This window comes from Arthrobacter sp. APC 3897 (genome assembly GCF_030407495.1).
GTDB lineage: Bacteria > Actinomycetota > Actinomycetes > Actinomycetales > Micrococcaceae > Arthrobacter_B.
Genome location: NZ_JASDDG010000019.1, coordinates 45517 through 68510, shown reverse-complemented (window position 1 = coordinate 68510; position 22994 = coordinate 45517). Strand labels below are relative to the sequence as shown.

Genomic DNA, 22994 nt, shown 5'->3' with positions numbered 1-22994 from the left:
GGAGGTCACCCCCCCCCCAATGCGTCCCAAGGAAGAGACACATGTCAGCCACCTCAGAGCTTGAAACGCCGGCCCGGCTCCCGGCCGCGCTGAAACGGGGAACCAGCCTGGAGCGCAAAACCGCGCGGTTCGGGTGGGTGTTCCTCGCCCCCTTCGCAATCGTTTTCCTGGTATTCCTTGTCCTGCCGCTGGGTTACGCGTTCTGGATGAGCCTGCACACCAACACTCTCGCCGGCGGCGAGAAGTTCGCCGGCCTGGCGAACTACGTCAAGGCCTTTACCGACCAGCGGTTCCTGTCCGGCATGACGCGGGTGGCGGGGTTCGCCGTCGTCTTTGTGCCGCTCCAGATTGGGCTGGCGCTCATCTTTGCGCTCCTTCTTGACGACGTCAGGACGCGGCTGTCCCGGTTCTCGCGGCTGCTCATCTTCGCGCCGTACGCCATTCCGGGTGTTATCGGTGCCCTGATGTGGGGATTCCTCTACAGCCCGTCCTTCGGGCCGCTGGTGAGCTTCTTCGATTTCCTGAATGTGCAGGCGCCGGACCTGCTGGGCCGGAACTCGATCTTTTGGTCGCTGACCAACATCGTGACGTGGCAGTGGACCGGCTATTACATGATCATCATCTATGCGTCGCTGCAGTCGATCGACCCGTCCATTTACGAAGCCGCACGGATTGACGGGGCAACAAAGCTGCAGACCGCCCTGCAGATCAAAATCCCGATTGTCACCTCGTCGCTGGTCCTGACCATGGTGTTCGCTCTTATCGGGACGCTGCAGTTCTTCACCGAACCGCAGGTGCTCGCTCCGCTCGCCGGCAACGCGATCGACGCCGCCTACACGCCAAATCTCTACGCCTACAACCTGGCGTTCTCTTATCAGCAGTTCAACTACGCCTCGGCCATCTCCTTTGCACTGGGACTCATGGTCTTCCTCGCCTCCATCATTTTCCTGATCGCCACCCGCAAGAAGAGCGGACTCAACTGATGACCACTACACCGGCACCCCTCCTCGACGACGCCGTCACCGCCTCGGGTCCGCGGCGCAAACGCGCCGCCGCCAAACCCCGGCGCGAGCGGTCCGTTGGCCTGCACATCCTCCTGGCCGTGGCGTCCCTGTACTTTCTGCTGCCGCTGTGGTGGCTCATTGTGGCCGGCACCAAGAGTACCCAGGGCCTGTTCACCGGCAGCGGCGGTCCGCTCTGGTTCGACTCGAACTTTGCCCTGTTCGACAACCTCCAGCAGCTGGCCACGTACAACAACGGCATCTACCTGCGCTGGCTGGGCAACTCCTTCCTGTATGCAACGGCCGGAGGGGTCGGTGCCACTGTCCTCGCCGTGCTGGCCGGCTACGCCTTTGCCAAATACCGGTTCCGGGGCCGGACCGTCAGCTTCATGGTGCTGCTGGCCTCGGTGATGGTGCCGGCGACGGCGCTCGTCATTCCCACCTACGTGCTCTTCAACAACCTTGGCCTGACCAACACCGTCTGGGCCGTGATCCTGCCGTCACTGCTCAGCCCCTTTGGCGTGTACCTGATGCGGGTCTACGTCCAGGACGCCATCCCGGACGAACTGCTCGATGCGGCGCGGGTGGACGGCTCCGGAGAGATCCGCACCTTCTTCACCATTGCCCTGCCGCTGATGCGGCCGGCCGTGGTCACCGTGCTGCTGCTGTCCGTGGTGGGTGGATGGAACAACTACTTCCTGCCGCTGGCCATGATCTCGGACCAGACGCTGCTGCCGGTCACGGTGGGACTGAACGCCTGGCAGGTCCAGTCAAACTCCGCCACCGCCAACAGCCTGGTCTGGAACCTGGTGACCAGCGGTTCCCTGGTGTCCGTCATCCCGCTCATCATCGCCTTCCTGATGCTGCAGAAATACTGGCAGGGCGGGTTGTCACTGGGAAGCCTGAAATAACAAGTAACCCTGCAAAACAAGGGCGACCGGGCCCCTTGAATCCCGTCATCCGTCATCCATCACCGCTAGGCTGGCCGTGACCGATTCGACCGCCCGGCTCGGGCGGCTCACCGCGATTGCCGTCACGGCACAGCATCTTCCAGGGGGAACAACTTATGAGCGAACCTAACCAACCCAACGATCAGTCCGGCAACAACCCCGGACCGTGGAATTCCGGCCAGCCGGGTCAGCCGGGACAGCAGCCGGCGCAGGGCGGACAGGCCTATCCGGGCGGCCCCGGCACGCCCGGCAACTACAACTATCCGGCTCCGGGCGGCTCCCCGGCACAGGGCGGCTACGCCTACCAGGGAAGTCCCTACGGCCAGATGACCCCGGCCGAAGAGCCGCCCCGGCCCAAGCAAATCGATCAGGCCTTCTGGCTCCTGATCGCCAGCGCTGTCCTGGGACTCATTGCACTGCCTTTCGGCCTGATCTACGTGAACTCCCCCGAATACCTCGAAACCCTCGAGGAGACGCTGCGGAACGCCGGACTGGACGTCGATTCCGACACGCTGTCCGCCGGCGTGGCGAGCGGTACCTTGTCGGCAGTGCTGTCCGGCGTTGTCGGGCTCGCAGTCCGGGTGACGCTCGCTTTCCTGGTGCGCGCGGGCTTTAACTGGGCGCGGATCGTCATCACCATTTTCGCCGTGTTCTCCCTCCTTGGGCTCATCGGCCTATTCGCCGCGGGGACTGTCTCCGGCATCCTGACGCTGCTGGCACTGCTGGCCACGTTCACCGCCGTCGTCCTGATGTTCATGAAGCCCTCCAGCGAGTACTTCACCCGCAGCAAGGCCTACCGGCAGGCCAAGAAGTTCGGCGGCTACCAGGCCTAACCGCCACCATATTTCCGCTGTTGGGGGTGCCGGCTGAATTCAGCCGGCACCCCCAACGAGTTTTAACGGGTCCGCTTAGGCAACAGCCCGCTTCGCGTTCTGTCCAAACGGGCCCTCGCCCGCAAAAGCGTACTTCGCAAACCGCTCCCCGATCAGCCGGTGCGTAGCAGAATCCGGGTGGAGCGCATCGGGCAGCGGATGGTCCTCAGCATCCTCGGCGCCATACAGGGCCGTCCCGTCCAGGTAATAGAGATTCGCGTCCTCGGACCGGCGTTCCACCAGGGACTGCAGCGCGTCGCGGATTACCCGCAGCGTCAGCTGGCCGGCAGCCACCCCCTCCGGCGAACCGGTGGCGATGAACTTCACCTGGTCAGTGCCGAAGGACGCCGGATCAAAGGCGCCGGGACCGGGGGTGTCCTCGTGGATGCCGCAGAAAATCGGCGAAATGAGCAGCAGCGGTGTTTCCGGATGGCCCTCCCGGATGGTGTCCAGGAAGCCGTGCACAGCGGGCACAAACGCGCGCAGCCGCATGGCGTCCATGTTCACCACGTTGATCCCCAGCTTCACGCTGATCAGGTCCGCCGCAGTGTCCCGCATGACCTGCGCGGTGAACGGATCCGCCAGGGCACTGCCGCCCAGCCCCAGGTTGCGCAGCTCCACACCGCCAATCCGCGCCGCCACAGCGGGCCAAATGCCCGACGGCGCGGCGGCGTTGGAGCCGTGGCTGACCGAGCTGCCGTGGTGCAGCCAGACCGGCCGGTCATAGCGGTGCGGTTCCAGCGGAGCGTCGCTGTGCAGCTCCACCAGCTCTACCGACTCGTTGTGCGGCAGCCAGATCTCCACCACTTTGGACCCGGCAGGCAGGCCGGTGAAGATACTGGTGTGCGAGGCTCCTTCGACCTGCCGGCTGGCGCCGGTGGACATGTTGACCTCGGTGTAGGAGCCCCCGCTGAGCGTGTCGCTGTGCATCAGCTCGCCGTCGACCAGCAGATCCACGTGTCCGCGGGGGCGGTCGGCGCCGAGATAGACCACGCGGGCGGGGTGCGTAACAATCTCCAGCCGTTCCGCCGTCGTCCACAGCACCAGCCGGACGCCGGAGGGCTGGGCCTCGGCCATGAGCAGCTGCGGATCCGGGAAACGCGAGCGCACCCCGGCGGGCAGGCGGTGCGGCCGCAGTCCCCGGGCAGTGGTTTCGAGTTCCGCGGCTCCGTGAACGAGATCGGGCGTGATGGCAGTGGTGATCATGGGGGGTCTTTCGTCGGTATCCAGGTGCCCAGCCACCTTAGTGCATGCGTCAGGTCCGGGCATTTCCGGCCGGAACCCGCTTGTTGGCTACGACCCGCCCGCGGACCGGCGGTAGCTGCTGGGGGTGAACCCGAGGACCTCGCGAAAGGCTGCCGCCAGGTGCGCGTGATCCGCGTAGCCCAGTTCCGCAGCGATGTCCGCAATAGGGGTTGAGGGCTGCAGCCGCACCCGTTCAACCGCTTCCTGCAACCGGTACCGGCGGATCATGGCCAACGGAGGCACTCCCACATGCCGCCGTGCCAGCCGCTGCACCGTCCGGACGGAGACGCCAAGCTGTTCGGCGGCCTGCTCCACCCGTACCAGTGCCGGATCCGCAGCGATCAGGTCTTCCAGCCGGTTGGCCAGCACAGCGTCAGCGCCGGGGGCAGGGACCTGTGCTTCCAACCAGCCGGACGCCGCAGCCGCCGCGGCACTGCGGCGGGAGGCGCCGTCGTCCTCCGCCATGGCAGCCGAAACCTGCGCCAGCAAATCCGGCGCAGGAAAGGGAATCTCGACGCCGCGCAGACTGCCCGGGTCCTGCGCGAACACCGGCACCGCCGCCGGACGCAGCAGCATTCCCACGGCCCAGCCCCGTCCGGACAGGTCCCTGAAGGAACGCCGGGTCGCCGGACCGGACAGCGTGACGCCGCCCGGCTGGACCACCAGGTTCAATGCCGGAAAGGGCAGCAATTCCTGCCGCGACACCCGGCCGGGGGCCAGGTTCCATTCCGGAATCCAGAACCAGCGCACCCGGTCTGCGAGCGCTGCCGGTGCCGGGATCCGATGGAAGGTGGGCAGCCGCGCGGGATACAGCGCCCCTCGCCATTGCTCCTCGCCCATGTCCGTCCCTGCCGTGTCCGGCCGATGCCTCTCCCGTGTCCGCGTCTGCCAAGCTGTCGCGAATCTTCAAGCCTGAGCCCTGTCCGCACTCCTACTGTCAAGACATGACTACTACACCCAACTCCCCTTCCTCTGCCGCAGCGCCGGGTACGTCAGGTGTCACCGGCCGGCACACAACAGGCGGCGTCCCGCACGGAGTCACCACGCTGACCCCGTTCCTCGCCGTTCCGAATGCCCGCGAAGCCATCAACTTCTATCGTGATGTCTTTGGCGCCCGGCTGATCGATGCCACCGAGATGGGCGGCATTGTGGTTCACGCCGATCTGGACTTCGGCAGCGGTCGGCTGCAGCTGGGCGAACCCAACCCCGACTACGGGCTGGTCCCTGCCCCGGAAGGTGACGCCGACTGCTATTCGATGGGCCTGTACTGCGAAAACGCGGATGAGACCGTGGCCCGGGCAGAAACAGCCGGGGCCACCGTCCGCGAACCGCTGACCACTTTCGTCTCCGGGGACCGGTTCGCCAGTATCCGTGACCCGTTTGGGGTCCGCTGGTCCGTGATGTCCCGGGTGGAGGACCTGTCCGAGGAGGAAAGTGCCGCCCGGGTTGCCGAGTGGGCGGCCGGGCAGGGCATGTCGGCCGGCTCCGGAGAGGACGTCCAGGCGGACTCCGGAAAGAACTCCTAGGAGTCCTCCGTCTCGATGCTGAACATCCAGCTGGTGCCGAACTTGTCATCCAGCATCCCGAACACGTCGCCCCAGGGTGCCTTTTCCAGCGGCATCGTCATTTGGCCGCCGTCGAGCAGCTTGTCCCAGTAGCCGCGCAGGCGCTCGCCGTCGTCGCCGCTCAGGGAGATGGAGTAGCTGCTGCCCTCGTCCAGGTTCATCCCGGCCGGGGTGTCCGAGGCCATCAGGACAAGCCCGTCGTCCGTCTTCAGGGACGAATGCATGATCTTGTCCGCCTCGCCCGGGTCATTGGCCATGTTCATTTCCCCGAACGTGCTGCTTTCCAGGGATCCGCCGAACACGCTCTGATAAAAAGCCATGGCCTCGCGGGCGTTGTCCCGGAAGCTGAGGTAGGGATTCATGAGGACGGACATGGTGATCTCCTTCAAAACTCCGTGTGAAACGGTGTGGATGGATGTCCAGCCAGAGTAGGCGCGGACAGCATCCGGGAGGAAGGGGTTCCGGATCGCGAATGCGTCAGCTTCCCAGTTTCCGCCCCAGCTGAGCCGTAATCCGCACCAGGGCAGCGCCATGTGCCGCGACGTCATAGGAATGCGCCGCGCCGGAAAGGCTGATCGCGCCGACAGCCCTGCCATCACAGAGAATGGGCGCCGCGACGCACATCTGGCCGAGCGTGGCCTCCTCCCGGTCATAGGCCAGCCGTGTGGTCCTTGTCTGGGCAAGTTCCTGCAGCAGGGCAGCCGGACTGGTGAGGGTGTGCCTGGTGCGGCGCGGCATTCCCGCGGCGATTGCGGCGCGGATCTGTGCCTCGGGCTCGAAGGCCAGCATGGCCTTCCCCAAGGACGTGCAGAACGCCGGGTACCGTCCGCCGATGTCGGTCCGCGACGGATAGGTGCTCAGGCCCACCACTTTGTCCACAATCAGCACCTGCGGTCCGTCAAGCACCGCCAGGTGGGTGGTCAGACGCGTGGCGCCGAACAATTCACCCAGAAAAGGTGCCGCCGTGCACCTCAGCCCCTTGGGCCGGCTGTGCCCCACCTTGTTTCCCAACTCAAAGAGCCGGTCGGAGAGCCGGTAGCTCGATCCTTCCTTGGCAACAAAGTCACCCTTGACCAGGTGCGACAGCAATCGGTGCACGGTGGAGGTGGGGATCCCGGCGCGGCGGCCGATATCGCTGACGCCGAGTGTTGGCTGGTCGCCCGTGAAGACGTCCAGCAGTTGCAGCGCACGAAGTACGGACGCCCTTCCCTCCGTGGGGTCCGTATCATGGCTGCCCTTTTTGGTTTTTCTGTCTTCAATGGCGATCGACATACCGGCTCCCTCAGATCAGCGCACAGCATCCTTGCTTCTGCACTGTACGTTCTATGGCCTACATCACTTCTGGAGTGCTTAGTACAGAGATTGTAGTGAATGGTCCACGCGTGGTCAATCCCCCGGCGCGCCGCCGCAAGCGCATTCCCATCCACCGGGATAGGCAATATGCTCGGTGGCTGGTGCGGATAGGATTTAGGGCAGAATAGGCGCACTGCCCGTTTCGAAAGCTAGGGGAAGGCGGCGATGAACACCAGTCGCAGAAACGCGCGCGGCGAGGTGTCATTGCAGACCATCCTGGCGAAAACCGTGAGCCTCGTCAGCCGGTATGGATATGACGGCACCACCATTGCGCGCATCACACGAGTCACCGGCAGGCCTGCCAGCTCCATCTACTGGTACTTCGATACCAAGGACGGCCTGATTGCCGCGGCGCTGGAAAGCACATACCGGCGGCGGGCGGACGAAGCACCGGGCTGGCCCGACTTTGATCCGGAGACTCCCCTGGCGGAGCAACTGTTCCGAGTGCTCGGAGCGGACTTCACCCCGGCGCCGACAGAAGCTCCCGTTCGGTTGGGCATCATGATCGCCCTGGAAGGCAACGCCGCCGGGTCCCCCGCCCAGGAGCCCTTCCGCGGACGCCGCCAGCGGGTACGCCGGCAACTTGCCGCCTGGTGGAAGGCTGCAGCTGAAGCGCGCTTCGGGTCTCCCCGGGAAGACATTGCCGAGTGGATGACCATGCTGACCATCGCTTTCCTGGACGGCCACTATATTTCCGATGTGCCGCCCGTCCACCGGGGTGGCACCCTCGTAGCGGCGGCGCTCTCTGCAGCCTTCGAGGAACTGCTGTCCCGGGAACACCTGCTTCCCCCGGCCATCGCGGGCGCCCCGGATTTCGCGGGAAAAGACACGGCCCACCCGGAGCCGGGCTCGCCGGAGTTCCTGCTTTCCGCCACGCGTTCCCTTGTGGCCGAAAGCGGATACGAAGGAGCAACCCTGGCCCGGATCTGCGAGCGTTCGCAGATGCAGCGCAGTTCCATCTACTGGCGCTACCAAAACAAGGAGACGCTGATCCGCGAGGCTGTCTCCGAACCCTTCCTCAGCCTCATGAACGCACCGCACACCGACCCCCGGTCCGGGACCGGCTGGTCCGCTGCCCTGGCCGGGTCACTGGTAGGCAGCGTAGAGGGTGCCATGAGGTGTCCGGATACGGTCAAGGCAGGACTGCTCCTGAAACTCCAGCGCAGGGACCCGCCGTCCTTGGGCGGAGAGGCCATCCAGCTGGGTATGGCGCGTGAGTTTGCCGCCCTGGACACGTGGATTGCCGCGGCCGCTGGGTCCGCCGGGACAACAGCCGATCCTGCCGGCATCGGCTGGGCCGCCAATGTCCTTCGGGAAGGGCTGATGCTCGGCGTCGCTTTCGGCCAGACCTATGACACGGCTCTGCTCTCCGCACTTGTTGGCGCCATGATCGAAGGCACGGCGGGCGGAACGGACGGGCAGTTAGGCTGACGCGGTCCTGAAGATCTCCACCGGACCCGTTTCCAGTTCCACCTCGAAGGTATTCATGACGCGGCCCACCATCATGTAGAAGCCGATCATGAGCACCAGCTCCACCACTTCGGAGTGGTTGTAGACAGCAGTGATCCGGGCAAACAGATCATCCGGGGCTGTGGTGGTCTCCACCACTGAATCCGTGAACCTGATCAGGTCCTGCTCAAAGTCCGTCAGGTGCTCCGCGCTTCCTGCGGCAGGATACTGGGCCACCGCGGCGATCTTCTCTTCCGTGAACCCGTGCCGCAGCGCCACTGCATGGTGCTCGTGCGCCTGATAGCTTGCCTGCGAGAGCCGGGCCACCCGGAGAATGACCACCTCGCGTTCAACCGGCGGCAGTGAACTTCCCCGGCTCAGCCGGTGCCCGAGCGCCAGGACTTCGGGTGCCGCGTTTTCCGCCTGTGCAATGAGCCGGAAAATGTTGATGCCTCGTTTGCCGTCCAGCGCCTGCCGCGTCCGTGCGGGCGCGGCAGCAGGATCGAGGTAGGGGATGCGTGCCACGGGGGCTCCTTCTGTCGGAGTAAGTGCAGCGGGCCTTGCCACCCGGGAAGTCTATGGCTGATCCGGAGCTGCCGGCACGCCGTCTTCCGCTGTGCGGAATGCCGGGCACGGCCGACGGGGAACTATCCCGGCATCCGGAACACCTGCTCCCGGCGCGTCCCGCCACGGACCATACTTTGGGCGAGGAGACATGGGCCGTGACGGTCATGCCGCACCAACAAGGAGACCAGGAAATGAGCATCACCTATTCGCCGCAGCCAACCGCTGCCGGCATCATTGAGCGGGGAGATCCCGCGGAGGACCCCCGCGCCTTCCGGCGGGCCCTTGGACAGTTTGCAACCGGAGTCACCGTCATCACGACGTCGGACGGAACCAGCCACGTGGGCATGGCGGTCAATTCCTTTGCCGCCGTATCACTGGATCCCCCGCTTATTTCATGGTCCATCCGCAACGAATCCCGGAACCGCGACACCTTTACCCGCAACGGGCACTTCAGCGTCAGCGTATTGGCAGAGGACCAGGTGGCTGTCTCCGGCCTCTTCGCACGTCCGCAGGACGATCAGTTTGACCAGGTTTCCTGGACTGCCGGCATGCACGGCGACCCGGTCCTGAACCAGGCCATTGCGCACTTCGAATGCACCCTGGAGGCAACGCACGACGGCGGCGATCACCAGATCATCATTGGCCGGGTCAATCGCTGCACCCGGCTGGACGGTGCACCGCTGCTCTTCTCGCAGGGACAGTACGGCATAGCCGAGGCACATCCGCAGGTGGAGCTGACCTCAGCAGCGCCCTCCGTCAAGCCTGCCGGCGCCGAAGGGGATCAGCCCCTGTTCATGTCATTGCTCAAGGCCACGGAACAGCACATGTCCAGCCTCTTTGATGAGTACCGGAGCCGCCTGGACATCAATGTGGTGGGAAGCCGGGTCATCAACCTGCTCGATGCTGCCCCGGCAACAGCCGCCGAGATCTCCGAGCGGGCGCTGCTGGGCGAAGCCACGGTGGAGGACACGCTGAACGATTTCCGTGCGAGGGGGTGGGTTGCCGTTTCCGCAGGCAACGTGTTTGAACTGACTGACGCCGGCAGGGCCGTGCGCCGTGATCTCCTGAGCAGCGCGCAGGAATTCACCGCCGCACAGCTGAACGGCATAGACCCCGCTGACCTGGAAGCTGCCCGCCGGGTCCTGCTCCGCCTTCTGGCACCGTAACCACTTCCTGATAACCGCAGGGAACCGGTTAGCCGCGTTCCCTGAAGCCCGCTGAATGACCTGCGTCAGCCCGCCCAAAATACGGCGACGCGCACCGACCAAAGAAACAAGAGGAGGGAACATGTCGACCTTGTCCGACTCCCTGAACCCAGCCACCATCACTGATTCCAACCCCCGCACCCTTGACTGGTCCGCTTACCGGGAACGCGCACTGTCCGCCGGCCAGGATTACCTCGCAGCCGTTGACGAAATCCTTGAGGGCGTCCGGTCCCGCCGGGAACAGTCCGAAGCCGAGGGGCGGGTCCCCGACGCCACGGTTGAGGACATGATCGGGACCGGACTGTTCCGGGCCTTCACTCCCCTGCGTTACGGCGGACTTGAGATGGACCCGGCGTCCTTCTTCGAAGGCATCATGAAAATCGCCGAGGCCGATGCCTCCGCCGCCTGGATTGCCGGCCAGCTCAACGTGCACTCTTTCGAGATCGCGCTCATGTCCGAGCGGATGCAGGATGAATTCTGGGCCACCGGCCCGGACACCCGCGCCTCCAGCTCCTACGCTCCCATCGGCAAGGTAACGGAAGCCGGTGACGGCTACGTCCTGAACGGCACGTGGACGTTCTCCAGCGGTGTTGACCATGCCCAGTGGGTGATCCTGGGCGGCGGCGACAAGGCCTTTGTTGTGCCGATCAGCGATGTAACGGTGGACCATGACAGCTGGGATGTCCAGGGACTCAAGGGCACCGGAAGCAAGTCAGTCTCGCTCACCGATGTCTTTGTGCCGGACTACCGGGTGCACAAATTCGTCGACACCTACAATGACGAGAACCCGGGATGGGCAGTCAACAACGTTCCCCTCTACTGGATGTCCTTCTCGGCCGTCTTTAACGCCACACCCACCAACACCGTCCTGGGCGCAGGACTCGGGGGCATCAACACGTTCATTGAGCAGTCCCGCCTGCGGCTCACCCGTCAGGGCACCGGTTCTCCCATCGCCCAGAACCCTTTCCTGCACCTGAAGGTAGCCGAGGCGCTGACCAAGATCGGTACGGCACGGGAGCGCCACCTGCAGAACTGGCGGATGCTATTTGACATTGCCTGCCGGGGAGAGGAAGCCACTCCGCTGGAGCGCATGCGGATCCGTTACGAGTCAGCGCAGGCCAATGCCACGTGCTTCGAGTCCTTTGCCGACATTTGGCCCATTGCCGGCGCTGCAGCTTCCGCTTCCAGCAACCCGCTGCAGCAGACCTTCCGGGATCTGATGGCTGCCCGGAACCACGGTTCGGCAGGCCGTGAACTGGCGGCGGGACAGTACATCAAGACTCTGTTCGGGCTGCCGCCTGCACCGTTCACTGACTTCGGCACCCTGGCCTATTACAAGTAGGCCGAACACGGGAAGGGGCGGGATGAAGACATCCCGCCCCTTTTTGGTGCACCCTCTCGGCCGGTGTATGAAAACCCAAAGGGCCGGCCGGACGGTGAAGCGTCCGGCCGGCCTTTCGTATCATCAGCGCGCGCTGGTCAGTTCACGGCCCTTCACATGTTTGCCCAGGAACCGGAGCACCACTTCGTGGAAAACTTCCGGCTGTTCAAACTGGGGCCAGTGGTCACACCCGTGCATTTCGCAGAGTTCGGCGCCCGGCACCAGACGCGTGATCTCATACGCGTTGTCCAGGAACATATTCGGCGCATCAACCGACGCCACCACCAGCATGGGCTGGCGGATCTCGGACCACTCCTCGCGGGTCAGTTTGTTGTTCCCGCGGGTGAAGGCCAGGAGATGGCCCATGGCGGCCTTCATGGAATCCTGCCGGTAAATCCCCAGCCGCACGGCCACGAGGTCATCAATAAGATCCTCGCGGTTCAGCATGAGGCGTCCCATGGCCGCGCTCACCGTCTCCCAGGTCGGGTCCGCTGCCGCGGCTCCGCGGCGCCGCCTGACGTCAGCTGCAAAACTCTCCTCGGCAGCGGCGTCGACGACGATTCCGGCCGGTGCCAGCGCAACCAGGGACACAATCCGCTCCGGCAGATCCCTGGCCAGCCGGGCGGCCACCCATGATCCCAGGGACACGCCAATCAGCGAGGCTTCCCTGATGCCCAGGGCGTCCATGAAATCGCGCACATGCGCTGCATAATCGGAAATCTGATAATCGAAGTCCGGTTTATCCGTGTACCCGCAGCCCAGCAGGTCCAGCCCCAGGACGTGGTAATCCCGGGACAGCGCCTCATAATTGGCGCAGAAGTTCTCCAGGCTGCCGGCAGTGCCGTGCAGCAGGATGAGGACGGGGTTGGAGGGATCGCCCGCTTCCAGGTACCTGGTGCGCACCCCGCGCGCCTCCACCGTGCGGAGGGCGTGCGGAGTGCGGTTCAGGTAAGTCCAGACGCTGCGGAATTCCCCGACGGCGGCGGTCACGAGGCGAGAGCGACTCGGGCAGCCTTGAGTTTTGCTGCCTGCTCTGCCATCCACTCGGTACGGGGCCGGGCCTTCGGGTCCTGGCTGACCAGTGCCTCGGTCTGCCGCAGGATCTCTTCTTCGCTGTCCTCCAGGTTCAGCGGCTCCCCCAGGGGCTGCTGCGTGTACCAGTCAGAGTGGGTGTAGACCTCGATCATGTTGCCGTCCGGATCATCGATGTAGATGCTCCAGGCGTTGCCGTGGTTCTTGACCACCTGAACCGGAATGCCGGTGGTGACGACGTGGCGCCAGAAGGCCCGCAGCTCACTGAGGTTGGGCACGAGGAAGGAGATCTGCGCCGTGGTGGGCGGGGTTTCCGGGGCGCGGCCTTCGATGAGTGCCAGCTGGTGGTGCTCGCTCGGGTCACCGGTGAGGAAGGCGCCGCGTCGCTTGGTGGCTGCTTTGCCGGATTTGCCGAGCCCGGAGTCACTGATAATCATGCCGAATTCACGGCAGTAGAACTCAACCATCGCGTCGAGGTCCTTGCAGAAGATACCGAGGTGGGCCAGGCGGGGGTTGAACTCTGTCTTGACCTGCGCTTCGGTGCCGGTGGTCAGTGTCATGTCGATTCCATCCTTTGGTTGTGCGGAAATGGTGCGGTGCAGCCCCTGCAAGGCGGGGGTGCGGTGGTGCATTACAGCGACAGCTGCTTTGCAAGTTCTGCGACGTCCGGGACGTCTTCGAGTTTGTGGATCAGTTCCAGGGCACTTTCGGCCTGTTCCTGCGGAAGCGCGCCGTTAAACCGGACGTTGCGCCAATACTTGGCGACGACGTCGTCGTATCCCACCGGGTCATCGAGCCAGCCAACCGGATTCTCGCGGAAGAACTCCAGTTCGCGGCCGTCCTTGAGGATGATGGTGAGCCGGATGGCATGCGTCTTGCCGCTGGGCAGATTGGGCCGAAGCACCACCCGGGACGCCAGGTCCAGGATCCGCGGATCACGGATGGCAGGTTCGCTGTAATGTTCCAGTTCCGGCCGCCCCCGGTACAGCGCATTGGCCACACCGTAGGGAATGCTGAACAGAAACTTCGGCTGCAGGTCATCCGGGCCGGGAACCTGATTGAGGAAATGGTCAATGCGCTGGGGCAGGACGTCCAGGTACACCTGCGCTACGTCGTCGCCGGCAAACCCGTGTTCCGCCCTGACTTCCAGGGCACAGTCGATGGGGTTGTGGTTTCCGTAGCAGGACGGGTGCATTTTGTGCTGTCCCCGGACGTAGAAAATATCGCCCAGGTCAGCGGTCATGGCGTCGGGGTGCGGATCATCCGTGTACAGGCTGAAGTATCCCAGCCGGCTTTCCAGGGCGTCGCGGACGCCGTCAAAGCCCGCCACCGAAAGCTGGCAGCTGAGAATGCCGTTGAACGCCGCCATGGCACCGGGGAGTTTGAAGGAGGGAACACCGTCCCAAATCCCCTGATAGGAGCCCGCCATCAGGTTGAGCAGGATGCCAAAAGCGTTGCGCAGCTGGTCGCTGGTCAGGCCCATGAGCCGGCCCGCCACCGCGGCGGCGCCAAAAGCGTTCGATGTTCCGCAGACTTCAAAGTCGGCGTCGAAATTGAAAGTGTTCGCGACCGAAACGCGGGCCGCCACGTCGCCGCCGAGGATGACCGCCGCGAGCAGCTCCCTTCCGCTGGAGTGCATGAACTCCCCCACGTTCAAGGCCGTGGGCTCAGTGGTGCTGGCTACGTGTCCCACCATCTTGCCGGCATTCACCCCCTCCGGTTCCGGCCCGCACACCTCGAAGTCAAAGCTCCTGCTTTGCAGCGAGTTGATCATGGCGGCGTAAGGAAGAGCCAGCTTCTCACCGCTGGCCACCAGGGACGCCTGGGGTGCCCCGCCCAGGGCGCGGACCACCTGAAGCACCGCATCGTTGCCGGCTCCTCCCGCACCCGAAACGGTGCAGCCCAGGGCGTCAATCAGCCGCATTTTCGCTGCCTCGATCACGTCTTCGGTGAATGCTTCGTAGGGGGTGTCCAGTATGTGCTCGACCAGCCGGTCGATGATGCGCGGAGCCATGCTGTTCCCGCCTTTCAGTGAGGATCTTGGTTCAGGTGCGAGGTTATTCTTCGGCAGGTGCACGGGTAAGCCTGCATTCCGGTATCTGGAAACGCCGTCTGGGCCGTCCGGAGGAGCTGCCCGTACGGGCTCCGTGCACCGGGCGGGCTAATAGCTCTCCGGCGCCGTGTAGACGCCGCCGGCGGACAGGTCCGCAAACTCGGCAGCCAGTGCCTCGGTTCCGCGGGCCAGGACGGAGACATCAGCGCCAACATTCACGAAGTCGGCACCGGCATCGATATACATCCGTGCCTGGGCGGGGACAAATGCGTTGACGCCTGCGATCTTGCCGGCGCTCTTCACCGCCCTGATGGTGTCCACCACGGCCGCCGTCACGTCCGGGTGCTGCTGCCGGCCAAGCAGTCCCATGGTCGCAGCGAGGTCCGAAGGGCCAATGAAGACGCCGTCGATGCCGTCCACGCGGGCGATCTCGCCGGCGTTGGCCACGGCTTCCGAGGATTCGATCTGCACCAGCACGGTAATCAGTTCATCAGCGCGCTGCAGGTAATCCGGTATCCGGTTCCAGCGGGCGGACCGGGCAAGTGCAGCGCCGACTCCCCGGTGGCCCAGCGGTGCGTAGCGGACGGAGCGGACCGCGTCGGCCGCCTGCTCCGCGGTGTTGACCATGGGCACAATCAGTGACTGGGCGCCCAGGTCAAGGACCTGCTTGATGATGACCGGGTCATTGACCGGAACCCGGACCACTGACACTGCGGGAGAGCCTGCGATGGCGCGGAGCTGGGCCAGAATGGACTCGAGCCCCATCGGACCGTGTTCGGCGTCGATGAGGAGGTAGTCCAGCCCGGATCCGGCACAGATTTCCGCCGCTGTGGCATCGCCGCTGCACAGGAACATGCCGGTGACGGTGCGGTCCGTTTCCTCAATGAGTGTCTTAAAGGAGGGATCGGGAGTTACTCGAAGCGGCATGTGACGGTTCCCAGCGTTCCGTAGTCGGCAAAGACGGTGTCGCCCCGGTGCACCGGCATGGGCCGGGTAAAAGAACCGGCCAGGATAATGTCGCCGGCCTTGAGCAGGTCGCCGTGAGGGGCGATTTTGTTGGCAAGCCAGTACACGCCGGCTGCGGGGTGGCCCAGGACGCCGGCCGCGACACCGGTTTCCTCAATGCTCTGGTTCCGGTGGAGGATGGCTGAAACCCAGCGCAGGTCCATGTCCCGGGGACGGACGGGGTTGCCGCCCAGGACCATGGCTCCCATGGCCGCGTTGTCGGCAATGGTGTCCACGATGGTTCTCCCCTCCATCTCGATCCGGGAATCCAGGATTTCCAGCGCCGGCACCACATACTCGGTGGCGTCCAGGACGTCGAAAATGGTGGCGCCGGGGCCGGCCAGGTCCCGGTTGAGGACGAAGGCCAGCTCCACCTCAACCCGGGGAAAGCTGTACTGGTCCCACCGGACGGTGCAGCCGTTTTCCAGGATCATGTCGCTGAAGATGATGCCGTAATCCGGTTCGGTAATTCCGGTGGCCAGCTGCATGGCGCGGGAGGTGAGGCCGATCTTCCGGCCCGCCAGCTTGCGCCCGGCGTCCTGGCTCCGCTGCTTCCACAGATTCTGGACCCGGTAGGAATCCTCCACAGTCATGTCCGGATACCGTGCCGTCAGGCGGGGCACCGGGATCCGGGTCCTGCCCGCTTCGACCAGCTCGTCGGCAATGCCGATGATGGTTTGCTCATCAAGCCGGGCGTTCCCCTGTCCCGCTTCCGGGCCCTGTACGGTCTGGACGCTCATGCCTGTCCCGGAGCCGGCTGGGTCCGGATTTCCTGGTAGACCTTGGCACGCAGCTCCGCAAACTGTGCGGTGGACTTGGTGCTGATTTGGTCCCGGTCATCGCCAAGGTGGGTTTCAATCAGGTCAACAACCTCGGTGGGCTTTCCGCCCAGGACCAGGACGCGGTCTGACAGGTACACCGCCTCATCAATGTCGTGGGTGACAAGCACAATGGTGATGCCCAGATGCTGCTTGAGCCTCAGGGTCAGGTCTTCCAGGTCTGAGCGCGTCTGTGCGTCCACTGAGGCAAAGGGTTCATCCATCAGGACGATTTCCGGCTCGAAGGCAAGTGCCCGGGCAATGGCCACACGCTGCTGCATGCCGCCGGAGAGCTGCCAGGGGTACTTGTCCAGGTGCCCGGCCAGGCCCACTTCCTCCAGCGCCGCCGTCGCCTTCTTCTTGATGTCTGCCTTGGGCATCTTGGTGGAACGCAGCGGCAGGGAAACGTTGTCCAGGACGGACAGCCAGGGCATCAGCGACCGCGAGTAGTCCTGGAAGACAATGGCCATTTCGGCGGGCGGCTCGTTCACTTCAACGCCGCGGAGGGATACGGATCCTGAGGACGGCGGAATCAGCCCGGACAGGCACTGCAGCAGGGTTGTCTTTCCCGCCCCGGAGGGCCCCACGATGCACAGGAATTCTCCGGTGCGAACGTCCACGCTGATGTCACCGAGAACCTGGTGGGCGCCGTAGCTTTTACCGAGGCTGCGGACGGAAAGCAGCGTTTCGCCCGCGGTGCGGGGCTCCGGGAATTTTCGGGTGGCGGTTGGCTGGTTCATAGTCTTTTCCTAAGCGTTCTTGATGTGGTGCCAGCGGAGGATGCGGTTCTCGGCCAGTCGGAAGGCAAAGTTCAGGAGGTACCCGAGCAGGCCCAGCATGATGATGCCTGTCCACATGCTCAGGAGGTCGAAGTTCCGCTGGGCGTTGAGGACGAAGTAGCCAACGCCCCCGGGCGATCCAATCATTTCGGTCACAACCATGACGACGGCGGCGATGGCCAGCGACAATCGTCCCCCGGCAAAGATCTGCGGGGCGGCGTTGGGAATGTAGATGAAGCGGATACGCTGCAGCAGCGTCAGCCGGTAGCTTTTGGCCACCTGCAGCAGAACGGGTTCCACCGAGCGCACACCGTCAATCGTGTTCAGGAGGATGGGCCAGGTGCAGGCCAGGGCAATCATGAAAAGTTTCATTTCCTGGCCCACGCCCAGGAAGAGGGTGGCGATGGGCAGCAGGGCAACCCCGGGGGTTGACCGCAGCAGTTCCAGGAGGGGGCGGAGTGCCTCTTCCGTGCGCCGCAGCAGTCCCAGCAGAACGCCGCCGCCCACGCCCACAACCACGGCCAGCAGGAATCCCAGCAGAATCCGCTGCAGGCTCGGGAGGAGATCGCTGACAATCCCGTCGAAGAACCAGATGTGGACGAACTGCTCCATGATCTTGGACAGCGGAGGGAAGTAGAAGGAGGTGCTCCCGGCGGACAGGACCAGCCACAGGGTAATGAGCACGATCGGGAGCCAGAGTTCCCAGGCAATTTTTTTCAGGGTGTTCATCAGGCGCGCTCCCCCCGGATGATCGGATGCCACCACAGCAGGCGGCGTTGGACGAAGATGATCAGCATGTTGACGCCCAGGCCGATGATTCCGGCGGTGAGAGCGTAGGCGATGACCTCGGGGCGCTGGAACGCCTGCTCGGAGATCGAGAGTTGCTTGCCAAGACCCGCCGCACCGCCGATGTACTCGGCGCTGACGGTCATCAGCAGGGCAATGGTGGCAGCCAGCCGCATACCGGTGGTGACCAGCAGGGTGACACTGGGCGCCCACAGGAAACGGATGCGGTCGCGGCGGGACACCCGGAAGACTTTGGTGACCCATTTCAGGACCGGTTCCACCTGCTTGACCGCATACATGGACTGAATCATGAGCGGCCACACGGCTGAGAGGACAATCAGAGTAACCTCCATCCGGATGCTGGGGCCAAAGAGCAGCAGCACCAGCGGAAGCAGCGCAATGGTGGGGATGGTCCGAAAGAAATCGATTACCCACCGGGTGCTCCGGGTGGCATTGAGGGAGATGCCGATCAGGAGTCCCAGCGGGATGCCGATGACGGTGCAGATGGCCAGGCCGAGCGCCCATACTTTGAGGGTAGTCAGCACGGCGGTCCAGTAGGCGCCGGTTCCCCACAGTCCGGCCAGGGCGGAGGCGACCTGGAGCGGACCCGGCAGGCTGCCGTCCGAGGTTACGGCCGCCAGCTGCCAGACCAGAAGAACAGCCAGGACCGCCGTCACCTGCCACCGGACGGTGCGGAGCCGGGCATGAGTCCCTCCGGGCCGGCCCGGCGCGGGGCGCGAACTGATGCGCCGCGATTTTGCGCCGGTACCGGAGTAGGAGGCCGGCGTCTGCGGGGGCGCAGCGCTGGGTGAGGTACTCAGCGTCACTGGACGTCCGCCAGGAGGGTGGCCGGATCCGGAACCTCACCGAGGATTCCGTACTTCACTGCGGTCTCGGCCACCGAGCCGAGCTGCTCCGGATCAATGGCACTGGTTCCGTAGTCCAGGATGAAGGCCTGGGAAAGCTGTTCGGTCTTGTAGCCCAGCTGTTCCACGGCAATCTTCTTGCCCAGTTCCTTGTCCTTATTGACTTCGTCCTGGCCGGCGTACACCGCGGAGACAAACTTCTTCAGGGTCTCGGGATTCTGCGCGATGAATTCCGTGGTGGCGATGTACACCGAGCTCGGCTCGCCCTTGCCGCCGGGAATGTCCGTGCTGTGGATGAGCCGCGCCTTCCCCTCAGCCACCGTCGCCGATGCCAGGGGCTCCGACGCGGTGGTTGCGTCCACGTCTCCCTTGAGCAGCAGGTCAACGGCCTGCGGGCCCGGGATTTCAATAAACTTCACCTGTGAGGAATCGCCGCCGGCCTCATCGACCACCACCTGGATATTCATCCAGATCTGGTTGTTGATGGCCGGTACTCCCACGTTCCTTCCGGTCAGGTCAGCAGCCGTCTTGATGTCACTGTCCGGGGTGACCAGCACGCTGCCGGTGGACGGATCGCCGTCGGCTCCGTCAGTGGACTGGACACCGGCTGCGGCAAGAATCTTGATCGGAATTCCCTTTTCAATGGCCTGCATTGCGGTTGTGGTGTCAACCTGGGCAATCTGCAGATCGCCGCTGAGCAGCTGGGGCACGGCGTCATTGCCGGATTTGATGCCCGTGGCTGACACCGTCAGTCCGGCATCTTCGAACTTGCCGCCGGAAATGGCGTTGCGGACACCCACCCCGGCCAGGCTGGTGGTGCTGCCAACAGTCAATGATTCAACCTGGGCGGAGTCAGAGGCCGCTGATTCGGTGCAGGCGCTGACGGAAAGAGTCAGCGCAACAGCGGCTACGACGGCGTAACCGCGCTGGCGCCGGCGCGTGGAAAGAGCTCGCATGTGATGTACCAATCTTCCTTCGAAGGTGATGGGCCGTGGGGGACCTACGGTCAATCCCAGCTCCGAACGACGTCGAAACAGGGTGTTTCTGTAGTGCTTGGTTCAGAAACTGTAATCAGCATCACACCCCGAAGCAACGCAGCATTCCGGATAGTGAAAAACGGCGTCAAAAACGCCGGATCGGCGCGACATATTCGGGGCCGGACCTCACTCCAACTCCTGCGGAGCGGCCCCGGCGGCAAAACGGCGGCCGCCTCCCGAAGGAGACGGCCGCCGTCGTCGTTCTGGAACTGCGGAACCTAGCGCGCACCCTTCCGCCGGCTGAACCCAAACGCCACCGCGAGGAGCAGCACCAGGCCCTTGATCACCTGCTGCCAGGCGGCGTCCACGGACAGGATGGACAGGCCCTGGTTCAGCACGCCCATCACCAGGCCGCCGATCACCGCGCCAATGACAGTCCCCACGCCGCCCTGCACCGACGCACCGCCAATGAACACGGCGGCAATCGCGTCCAGCTCATAGCCGCCGCCGGCCGAGGCCACCGCTCCCCCGGCGCGCGCCGTGCTGACCACGCCGGCCAGCCCGGCCAGGAAGCCCATGTTCACGAAAATGAAGAAGTTCACCCACTGCGTCTTCACGCCGGACATCATGGCCGCATTCAGGTTCCCGCCCATGGCGTAAATGTGCCGGCCAAACACGGTGCGGGTCAGCAGGAAGGAGTACGCCAGCACCAGCACGGCCAGGATGACCAGGATGATGGGAGTCCCCCGGTTGTAGGCCAGCAGGTAGCACAGGTACATGATGGCCACCACGGCCACGGCAATCTTGAACCAGAAGGACAGGGCCTGCTCGCGCGGCAGTCCCAGCCGCTGCAGGTCCGCGCGGCTCTTCAGCTGCTGCACAATCACGGCCACCGACGCAACGGCGCCGATCCCCAGGGTGATCAGGTCCGGTGTTCCGGTGGAGGGCAGCGTGCCGGAGCCGATCGCCACATAGGGCCGGGGCAGGCCGCTGACGGTGCCGCCGGAGAGCAGCACCAGGGCCAGGCCGCGGAAGATCAGCATGCCGGCCAGCGTGACAATGAACGCCGGTATGCCCACAAACGCCACCCAGAATCCCTGCCACGCACCAATCAGGGCGCCGACGGCGAGGGCCAGGACAACGGCTCCCCACCACGGCAGACCCCAGTTGTTCATGGACAGCGCCGCAACACCGCCCACCACGGCCACCACGGATCCCACGGAGAGATCAATGTGCCCGGCAATGATGACCATGACCATGCCGATGGCCAGGATCAGCACGTAGGCGTTCTGCTGGATGAGGTTGGAGACGTTGCCCGGATAGAGCAGCCGCCCCTCGGTGAGGATCTGGAACAGCACAATGATGACGACGAGCGCGGCAAGGATGCCGTATTGCCGCAGGTCAACGCGCATCCGCCGTTTCGAGCTCTTGGGGTTCGGCGGGAGCGGTGCCTTCGCCTGTTCTGGAGTAGTGGTGGTCACGGGGCTTGTGCTCCTTGGTTCCGGGCGGCGGTCATGTGGCGCATCAGTTCTTCCTGCGTTGCCTCGGCGCGGGGCACCTCGGCCGTGAGCCGGCCTTCGGCGATCGTATAGATGCGGTCGGCGAGCCCGATCAGCTCCGGCAGTTCACTGGAAATGACGATGACGGCTTTGCCCTGTGCCGCCATCTCGTTGATGATTCCGTAGATTTCAAACTTGGCGCCGACGTCAATCCCGCGCGTCGGCTCGTCGAGGATCAGCACGTCCGGACCGGAATAGATCCATTTGCTGAGCACAACTTTCTGCTGGTTGCCGCCGGACAGGTTCCCCACCAGGGAGGACACGTTGGGGGTCTTGATGTTCATCCGCTGGCGGTAATCATCGGCCACCCCGTACTCGCGGTTGCGGTCGATGATCCCCAGCTTGGCCAGTTTGCGCAGCGCTGCGGCGGAGACGTTGACGGTGACGCTGCCGATGAGGTTCAGCCCGTACCGTTTGCGGTCCTCGCTGACGTACGCCAGGCCGTTGCGGATGGCTTCGCCCACCGTGCGCGTGTGTATTTCGGTTCCGTCCTTATATACGCGTCCGGAAATTCCGGACCCCCAGGAGCGGCCGAAGATACTCATCGCCAGTTCGGTGCGGCCGGCGCCCATCAGCCCGGCAAAGCCCACAATTTCTCCGGCGTGGACATTGAAGGAGGCTGATTCGACGACGACGCGCTCCGTGTCCACGGGGTGGTGCACCGTCCAGTCCTCGACCCGGAATTTCTCCGCGCCGATGTCCGGCTCGCGTTCCGGAAACTGGCTGTCCAGCGGCCGGCCCACCATGGCCCGGATGATGCGGGTTTCAATGTCGTCGGTGTCCTCGACCGGGAAGGTTTCGATGGTCTGCCCGTCGCGGATGACCGTAACAATGTCCGCAATGGCCCGGATCTCGTTGAGCTTGTGGGAAATGATGATCGAGGTGATGCCCTGTTCTCGGAGCTGGTTGATCAGCCCCAGCAGGTGCGCGGAGTCGCCGTCGTTCAGCGCCGCCGTCGGCTCATCCAGGATCAGGATTTTCACTTCCTTGGACAGCGCCTTGGCGATTTCCACCAGCTGCTGCTTGCCCACGCCGAGCTCGAGGATTTTGGTGGCCGGGCTTTCATCCAGCCCCACGCGCTCCAGCAGGGCTGCGGCCTGCAGGTTGGTTTGGTTCCAGTCGATCACGCCGCCGCGGGACACTTCGTTGCCCAGGAAGATGTTTTCCGCGATGGACAGGAACGGGCTGAGCGCCAGCTCCTGGTGGATGATCACAATCCCGTCCCGCTCGCTGTCATTGATCGTGGAATAGGACACCGCCGAGCCTTCCAGCGTGATGCTGCCCTCGAAACTGCCGTGCGGATACACGCCGCTGAGCACCTTCATGAGGGTGGACTTGCCGGCGCCGTTTTCGCCGCAGATGGCGTGCACTCCGCCGCGTTCAATGTCCACGGAAACGCCGTCGAGCGCCTTGATGCCGTTGAACTCCTTCACAATGCCGTCCATGGAGAGGATGACGTCATTCATGCCGTTCTCGTTTCGGTGCCGAATTGGAGACCCGGGAAGCGGGACGCGGACCGGCCGCGCCCCGC

The 22994-nt window shown here is 64.4% G+C and carries 23 protein-coding genes; 7 read left to right on the top strand and 16 right to left on the bottom strand.

Features of this window, described 5'->3' with window-relative positions; all coding sequences use genetic code 11:
* Nucleotides 1-41: 41 nt before the first annotated feature.
* The 3 genes from QMA10_RS10710 to QMA10_RS10700 all read left to right on the top strand — a co-directional run bounded on the left by QMA10_RS10710 (nt 42) and on the right by QMA10_RS10700 (nt 2784).
* A complete protein-coding gene (locus QMA10_RS10710) occupies nt 42-983 on the top strand; it encodes a sugar ABC transporter permease (protein ID WP_290168218.1) in 942 nt (313 codons plus the stop codon).
* Nucleotides 983-1912 carry a carbohydrate ABC transporter permease gene (locus QMA10_RS10705; protein ID WP_290168215.1) on the top strand — a complete coding sequence of 310 codons (930 nt, stop codon included), beginning with the start codon at nt 983-985 and terminating at the stop codon, nt 1910-1912. Before QMA10_RS10710 ends, QMA10_RS10705 begins: the two co-directional genes overlap by 1 nt.
* Before the next feature lie 155 nt (nt 1913-2067).
* The gene (locus tag QMA10_RS10700) at nt 2068-2784 is read left to right on the top strand and encodes a hypothetical protein (protein WP_290168212.1); all 717 of its coding nucleotides are present in this window, start codon (nt 2068-2070) and stop codon (nt 2782-2784) included.
* A gap of 75 nt (nt 2785-2859) precedes the next feature.
* Here QMA10_RS10700 and QMA10_RS10695 read toward each other — a convergent pair whose 3' ends face one another.
* On the bottom strand, nt 2860-4029 hold the full coding sequence (locus QMA10_RS10695) for an SGNH/GDSL hydrolase family protein (RefSeq protein ID WP_290168210.1): 1170 nt from the start codon (nt 4027-4029) through the stop codon (nt 2860-2862).
* Between the two features lie 87 nt (nt 4030-4116).
* Nucleotides 4117-4908, bottom strand: a complete 792-nt coding sequence (locus tag QMA10_RS10690) for a helix-turn-helix transcriptional regulator (protein WP_290168207.1) — start codon at nt 4906-4908, stop codon at nt 4117-4119.
* A 104-nt stretch (nt 4909-5012) separates the two neighbouring features.
* On the opposite strand from QMA10_RS10690, the gene QMA10_RS10685 reads away from it, so the two are divergent.
* Complete coding sequence (locus QMA10_RS10685; RefSeq protein WP_290168205.1) at nt 5013-5594, top strand: VOC family protein; 582 nt, start codon at nt 5013-5015, stop codon at nt 5592-5594.
* Here QMA10_RS10685 and QMA10_RS10680 read toward each other — a convergent pair.
* A complete protein-coding gene (locus tag QMA10_RS10680; protein WP_290168203.1) occupies nt 5591-6007 on the bottom strand; it encodes a VOC family protein in 417 nt (138 codons plus the stop codon). The genes QMA10_RS10685 and QMA10_RS10680 overlap by 4 nt on opposite strands.
* Before the next feature lie 103 nt (nt 6008-6110).
* On the bottom strand, nt 6111-6905 hold the full coding sequence (locus tag QMA10_RS10675) for an IclR family transcriptional regulator (protein ID WP_290168200.1): 795 nt from the start codon (nt 6903-6905) through the stop codon (nt 6111-6113).
* Between the two features lie 246 nt (nt 6906-7151).
* Here QMA10_RS10675 and QMA10_RS10670 point away from each other — a divergent pair, with 246 nt between their 5' ends.
* Complete coding sequence (locus QMA10_RS10670; RefSeq protein ID WP_290168197.1) at nt 7152-8417, top strand: TetR/AcrR family transcriptional regulator; 1266 nt, start codon at nt 7152-7154, stop codon at nt 8415-8417.
* Here QMA10_RS10670 and QMA10_RS10665 read toward each other — a convergent pair.
* A complete protein-coding gene (locus QMA10_RS10665) occupies nt 8409-8960 on the bottom strand; it encodes a carboxymuconolactone decarboxylase family protein (RefSeq protein WP_290168195.1) in 552 nt (183 codons plus the stop codon). The genes QMA10_RS10670 and QMA10_RS10665 overlap by 9 nt on opposite strands.
* 53 nt (nt 8961-9013) lie before the next feature.
* On the opposite strand from QMA10_RS10665, the gene QMA10_RS10660 reads away from it, so the two are divergent.
* Together QMA10_RS10660 and QMA10_RS10655 are read left to right on the top strand one after the other, a co-directional pair.
* Entirely contained in the window at nt 9014-10168 is a 1155-nt protein-coding gene (locus QMA10_RS10660; protein ID WP_290168193.1) for a flavin reductase, read from the top strand.
* A gap of 121 nt (nt 10169-10289) precedes the next feature.
* The gene (locus QMA10_RS10655) at nt 10290-11549 is read left to right on the top strand and encodes a hypothetical protein (protein WP_290168192.1); all 1260 of its coding nucleotides are present in this window, start codon (nt 10290-10292) and stop codon (nt 11547-11549) included.
* 123 nt (nt 11550-11672) lie between these two features.
* Here QMA10_RS10655 and QMA10_RS10650 read toward each other — a convergent pair whose 3' ends face one another.
* The 11 genes from QMA10_RS10650 to mmsA form a co-directional block, all read right to left on the bottom strand.
* On the bottom strand, nt 11673-12578 hold the full coding sequence (locus tag QMA10_RS10650; protein WP_290168191.1) for an alpha/beta hydrolase: 906 nt from the start codon (nt 12576-12578) through the stop codon (nt 11673-11675).
* The gene (locus tag QMA10_RS10645; protein WP_290168189.1) at nt 12575-13180 is read right to left on the bottom strand and encodes a VOC family protein; all 606 of its coding nucleotides are present in this window, start codon (nt 13178-13180) and stop codon (nt 12575-12577) included. The genes QMA10_RS10650 and QMA10_RS10645 overlap by 4 nt, the downstream gene beginning before the upstream one ends.
* A 71-nt stretch (nt 13181-13251) precedes the next feature.
* Nucleotides 13252-14634 carry an MmgE/PrpD family protein gene (locus QMA10_RS10640; protein WP_290168187.1) on the bottom strand — a complete coding sequence of 461 codons (1383 nt, stop codon included), beginning with the start codon at nt 14632-14634 and terminating at the stop codon, nt 13252-13254.
* A gap of 147 nt (nt 14635-14781) precedes the next feature.
* On the bottom strand, nt 14782-15600 hold the full coding sequence (locus QMA10_RS10635) for an HpcH/HpaI aldolase/citrate lyase family protein (RefSeq protein ID WP_290168185.1): 819 nt from the start codon (nt 15598-15600) through the stop codon (nt 14782-14784).
* Nucleotides 15585-16418: a 2-oxo-hept-4-ene-1,7-dioate hydratase gene (gene hpaH, locus QMA10_RS10630; protein WP_290168184.1), complete on the bottom strand. Its 834-nt coding sequence runs from the start codon at nt 16416-16418 to the stop codon at nt 15585-15587. Before hpaH ends, QMA10_RS10635 begins: the two co-directional genes overlap by 16 nt.
* On the bottom strand, nt 16415-17236 hold the full coding sequence (locus tag QMA10_RS10625) for an ABC transporter ATP-binding protein (RefSeq protein WP_290168183.1): 822 nt from the start codon (nt 17234-17236) through the stop codon (nt 16415-16417). The genes hpaH and QMA10_RS10625 overlap by 4 nt, the downstream gene beginning before the upstream one ends.
* 9 nt (nt 17237-17245) lie before the next feature.
* Entirely contained in the window at nt 17246-18004 is a 759-nt protein-coding gene (locus QMA10_RS10620) for an ABC transporter permease (protein ID WP_290168182.1), read from the bottom strand.
* Nucleotides 18004-18888: an ABC transporter permease subunit gene (locus QMA10_RS10615; RefSeq protein WP_290168181.1), complete on the bottom strand. Its 885-nt coding sequence runs from the start codon at nt 18886-18888 to the stop codon at nt 18004-18006. Before QMA10_RS10615 ends, QMA10_RS10620 begins: the two co-directional genes overlap by 1 nt.
* Complete coding sequence (locus QMA10_RS10610; protein WP_290168180.1) at nt 18885-19883, bottom strand: ABC transporter substrate-binding protein; 999 nt, start codon at nt 19881-19883, stop codon at nt 18885-18887. The genes QMA10_RS10615 and QMA10_RS10610 overlap by 4 nt, the downstream gene beginning before the upstream one ends.
* Before the next feature lie 299 nt (nt 19884-20182).
* Entirely contained in the window at nt 20183-21316 is a 1134-nt protein-coding gene (mmsB, locus tag QMA10_RS10605) for a multiple monosaccharide ABC transporter permease (protein WP_290168241.1), read from the bottom strand.
* Nucleotides 21317-21381: 65 nt separating this feature from the next.
* Nucleotides 21382-22929, bottom strand: a complete 1548-nt coding sequence (gene mmsA / locus QMA10_RS10600) for a multiple monosaccharide ABC transporter ATP-binding protein (protein WP_290168179.1) — start codon at nt 22927-22929, stop codon at nt 21382-21384.
* Nucleotides 22930-22994: the final 65 nt, after the last annotated feature.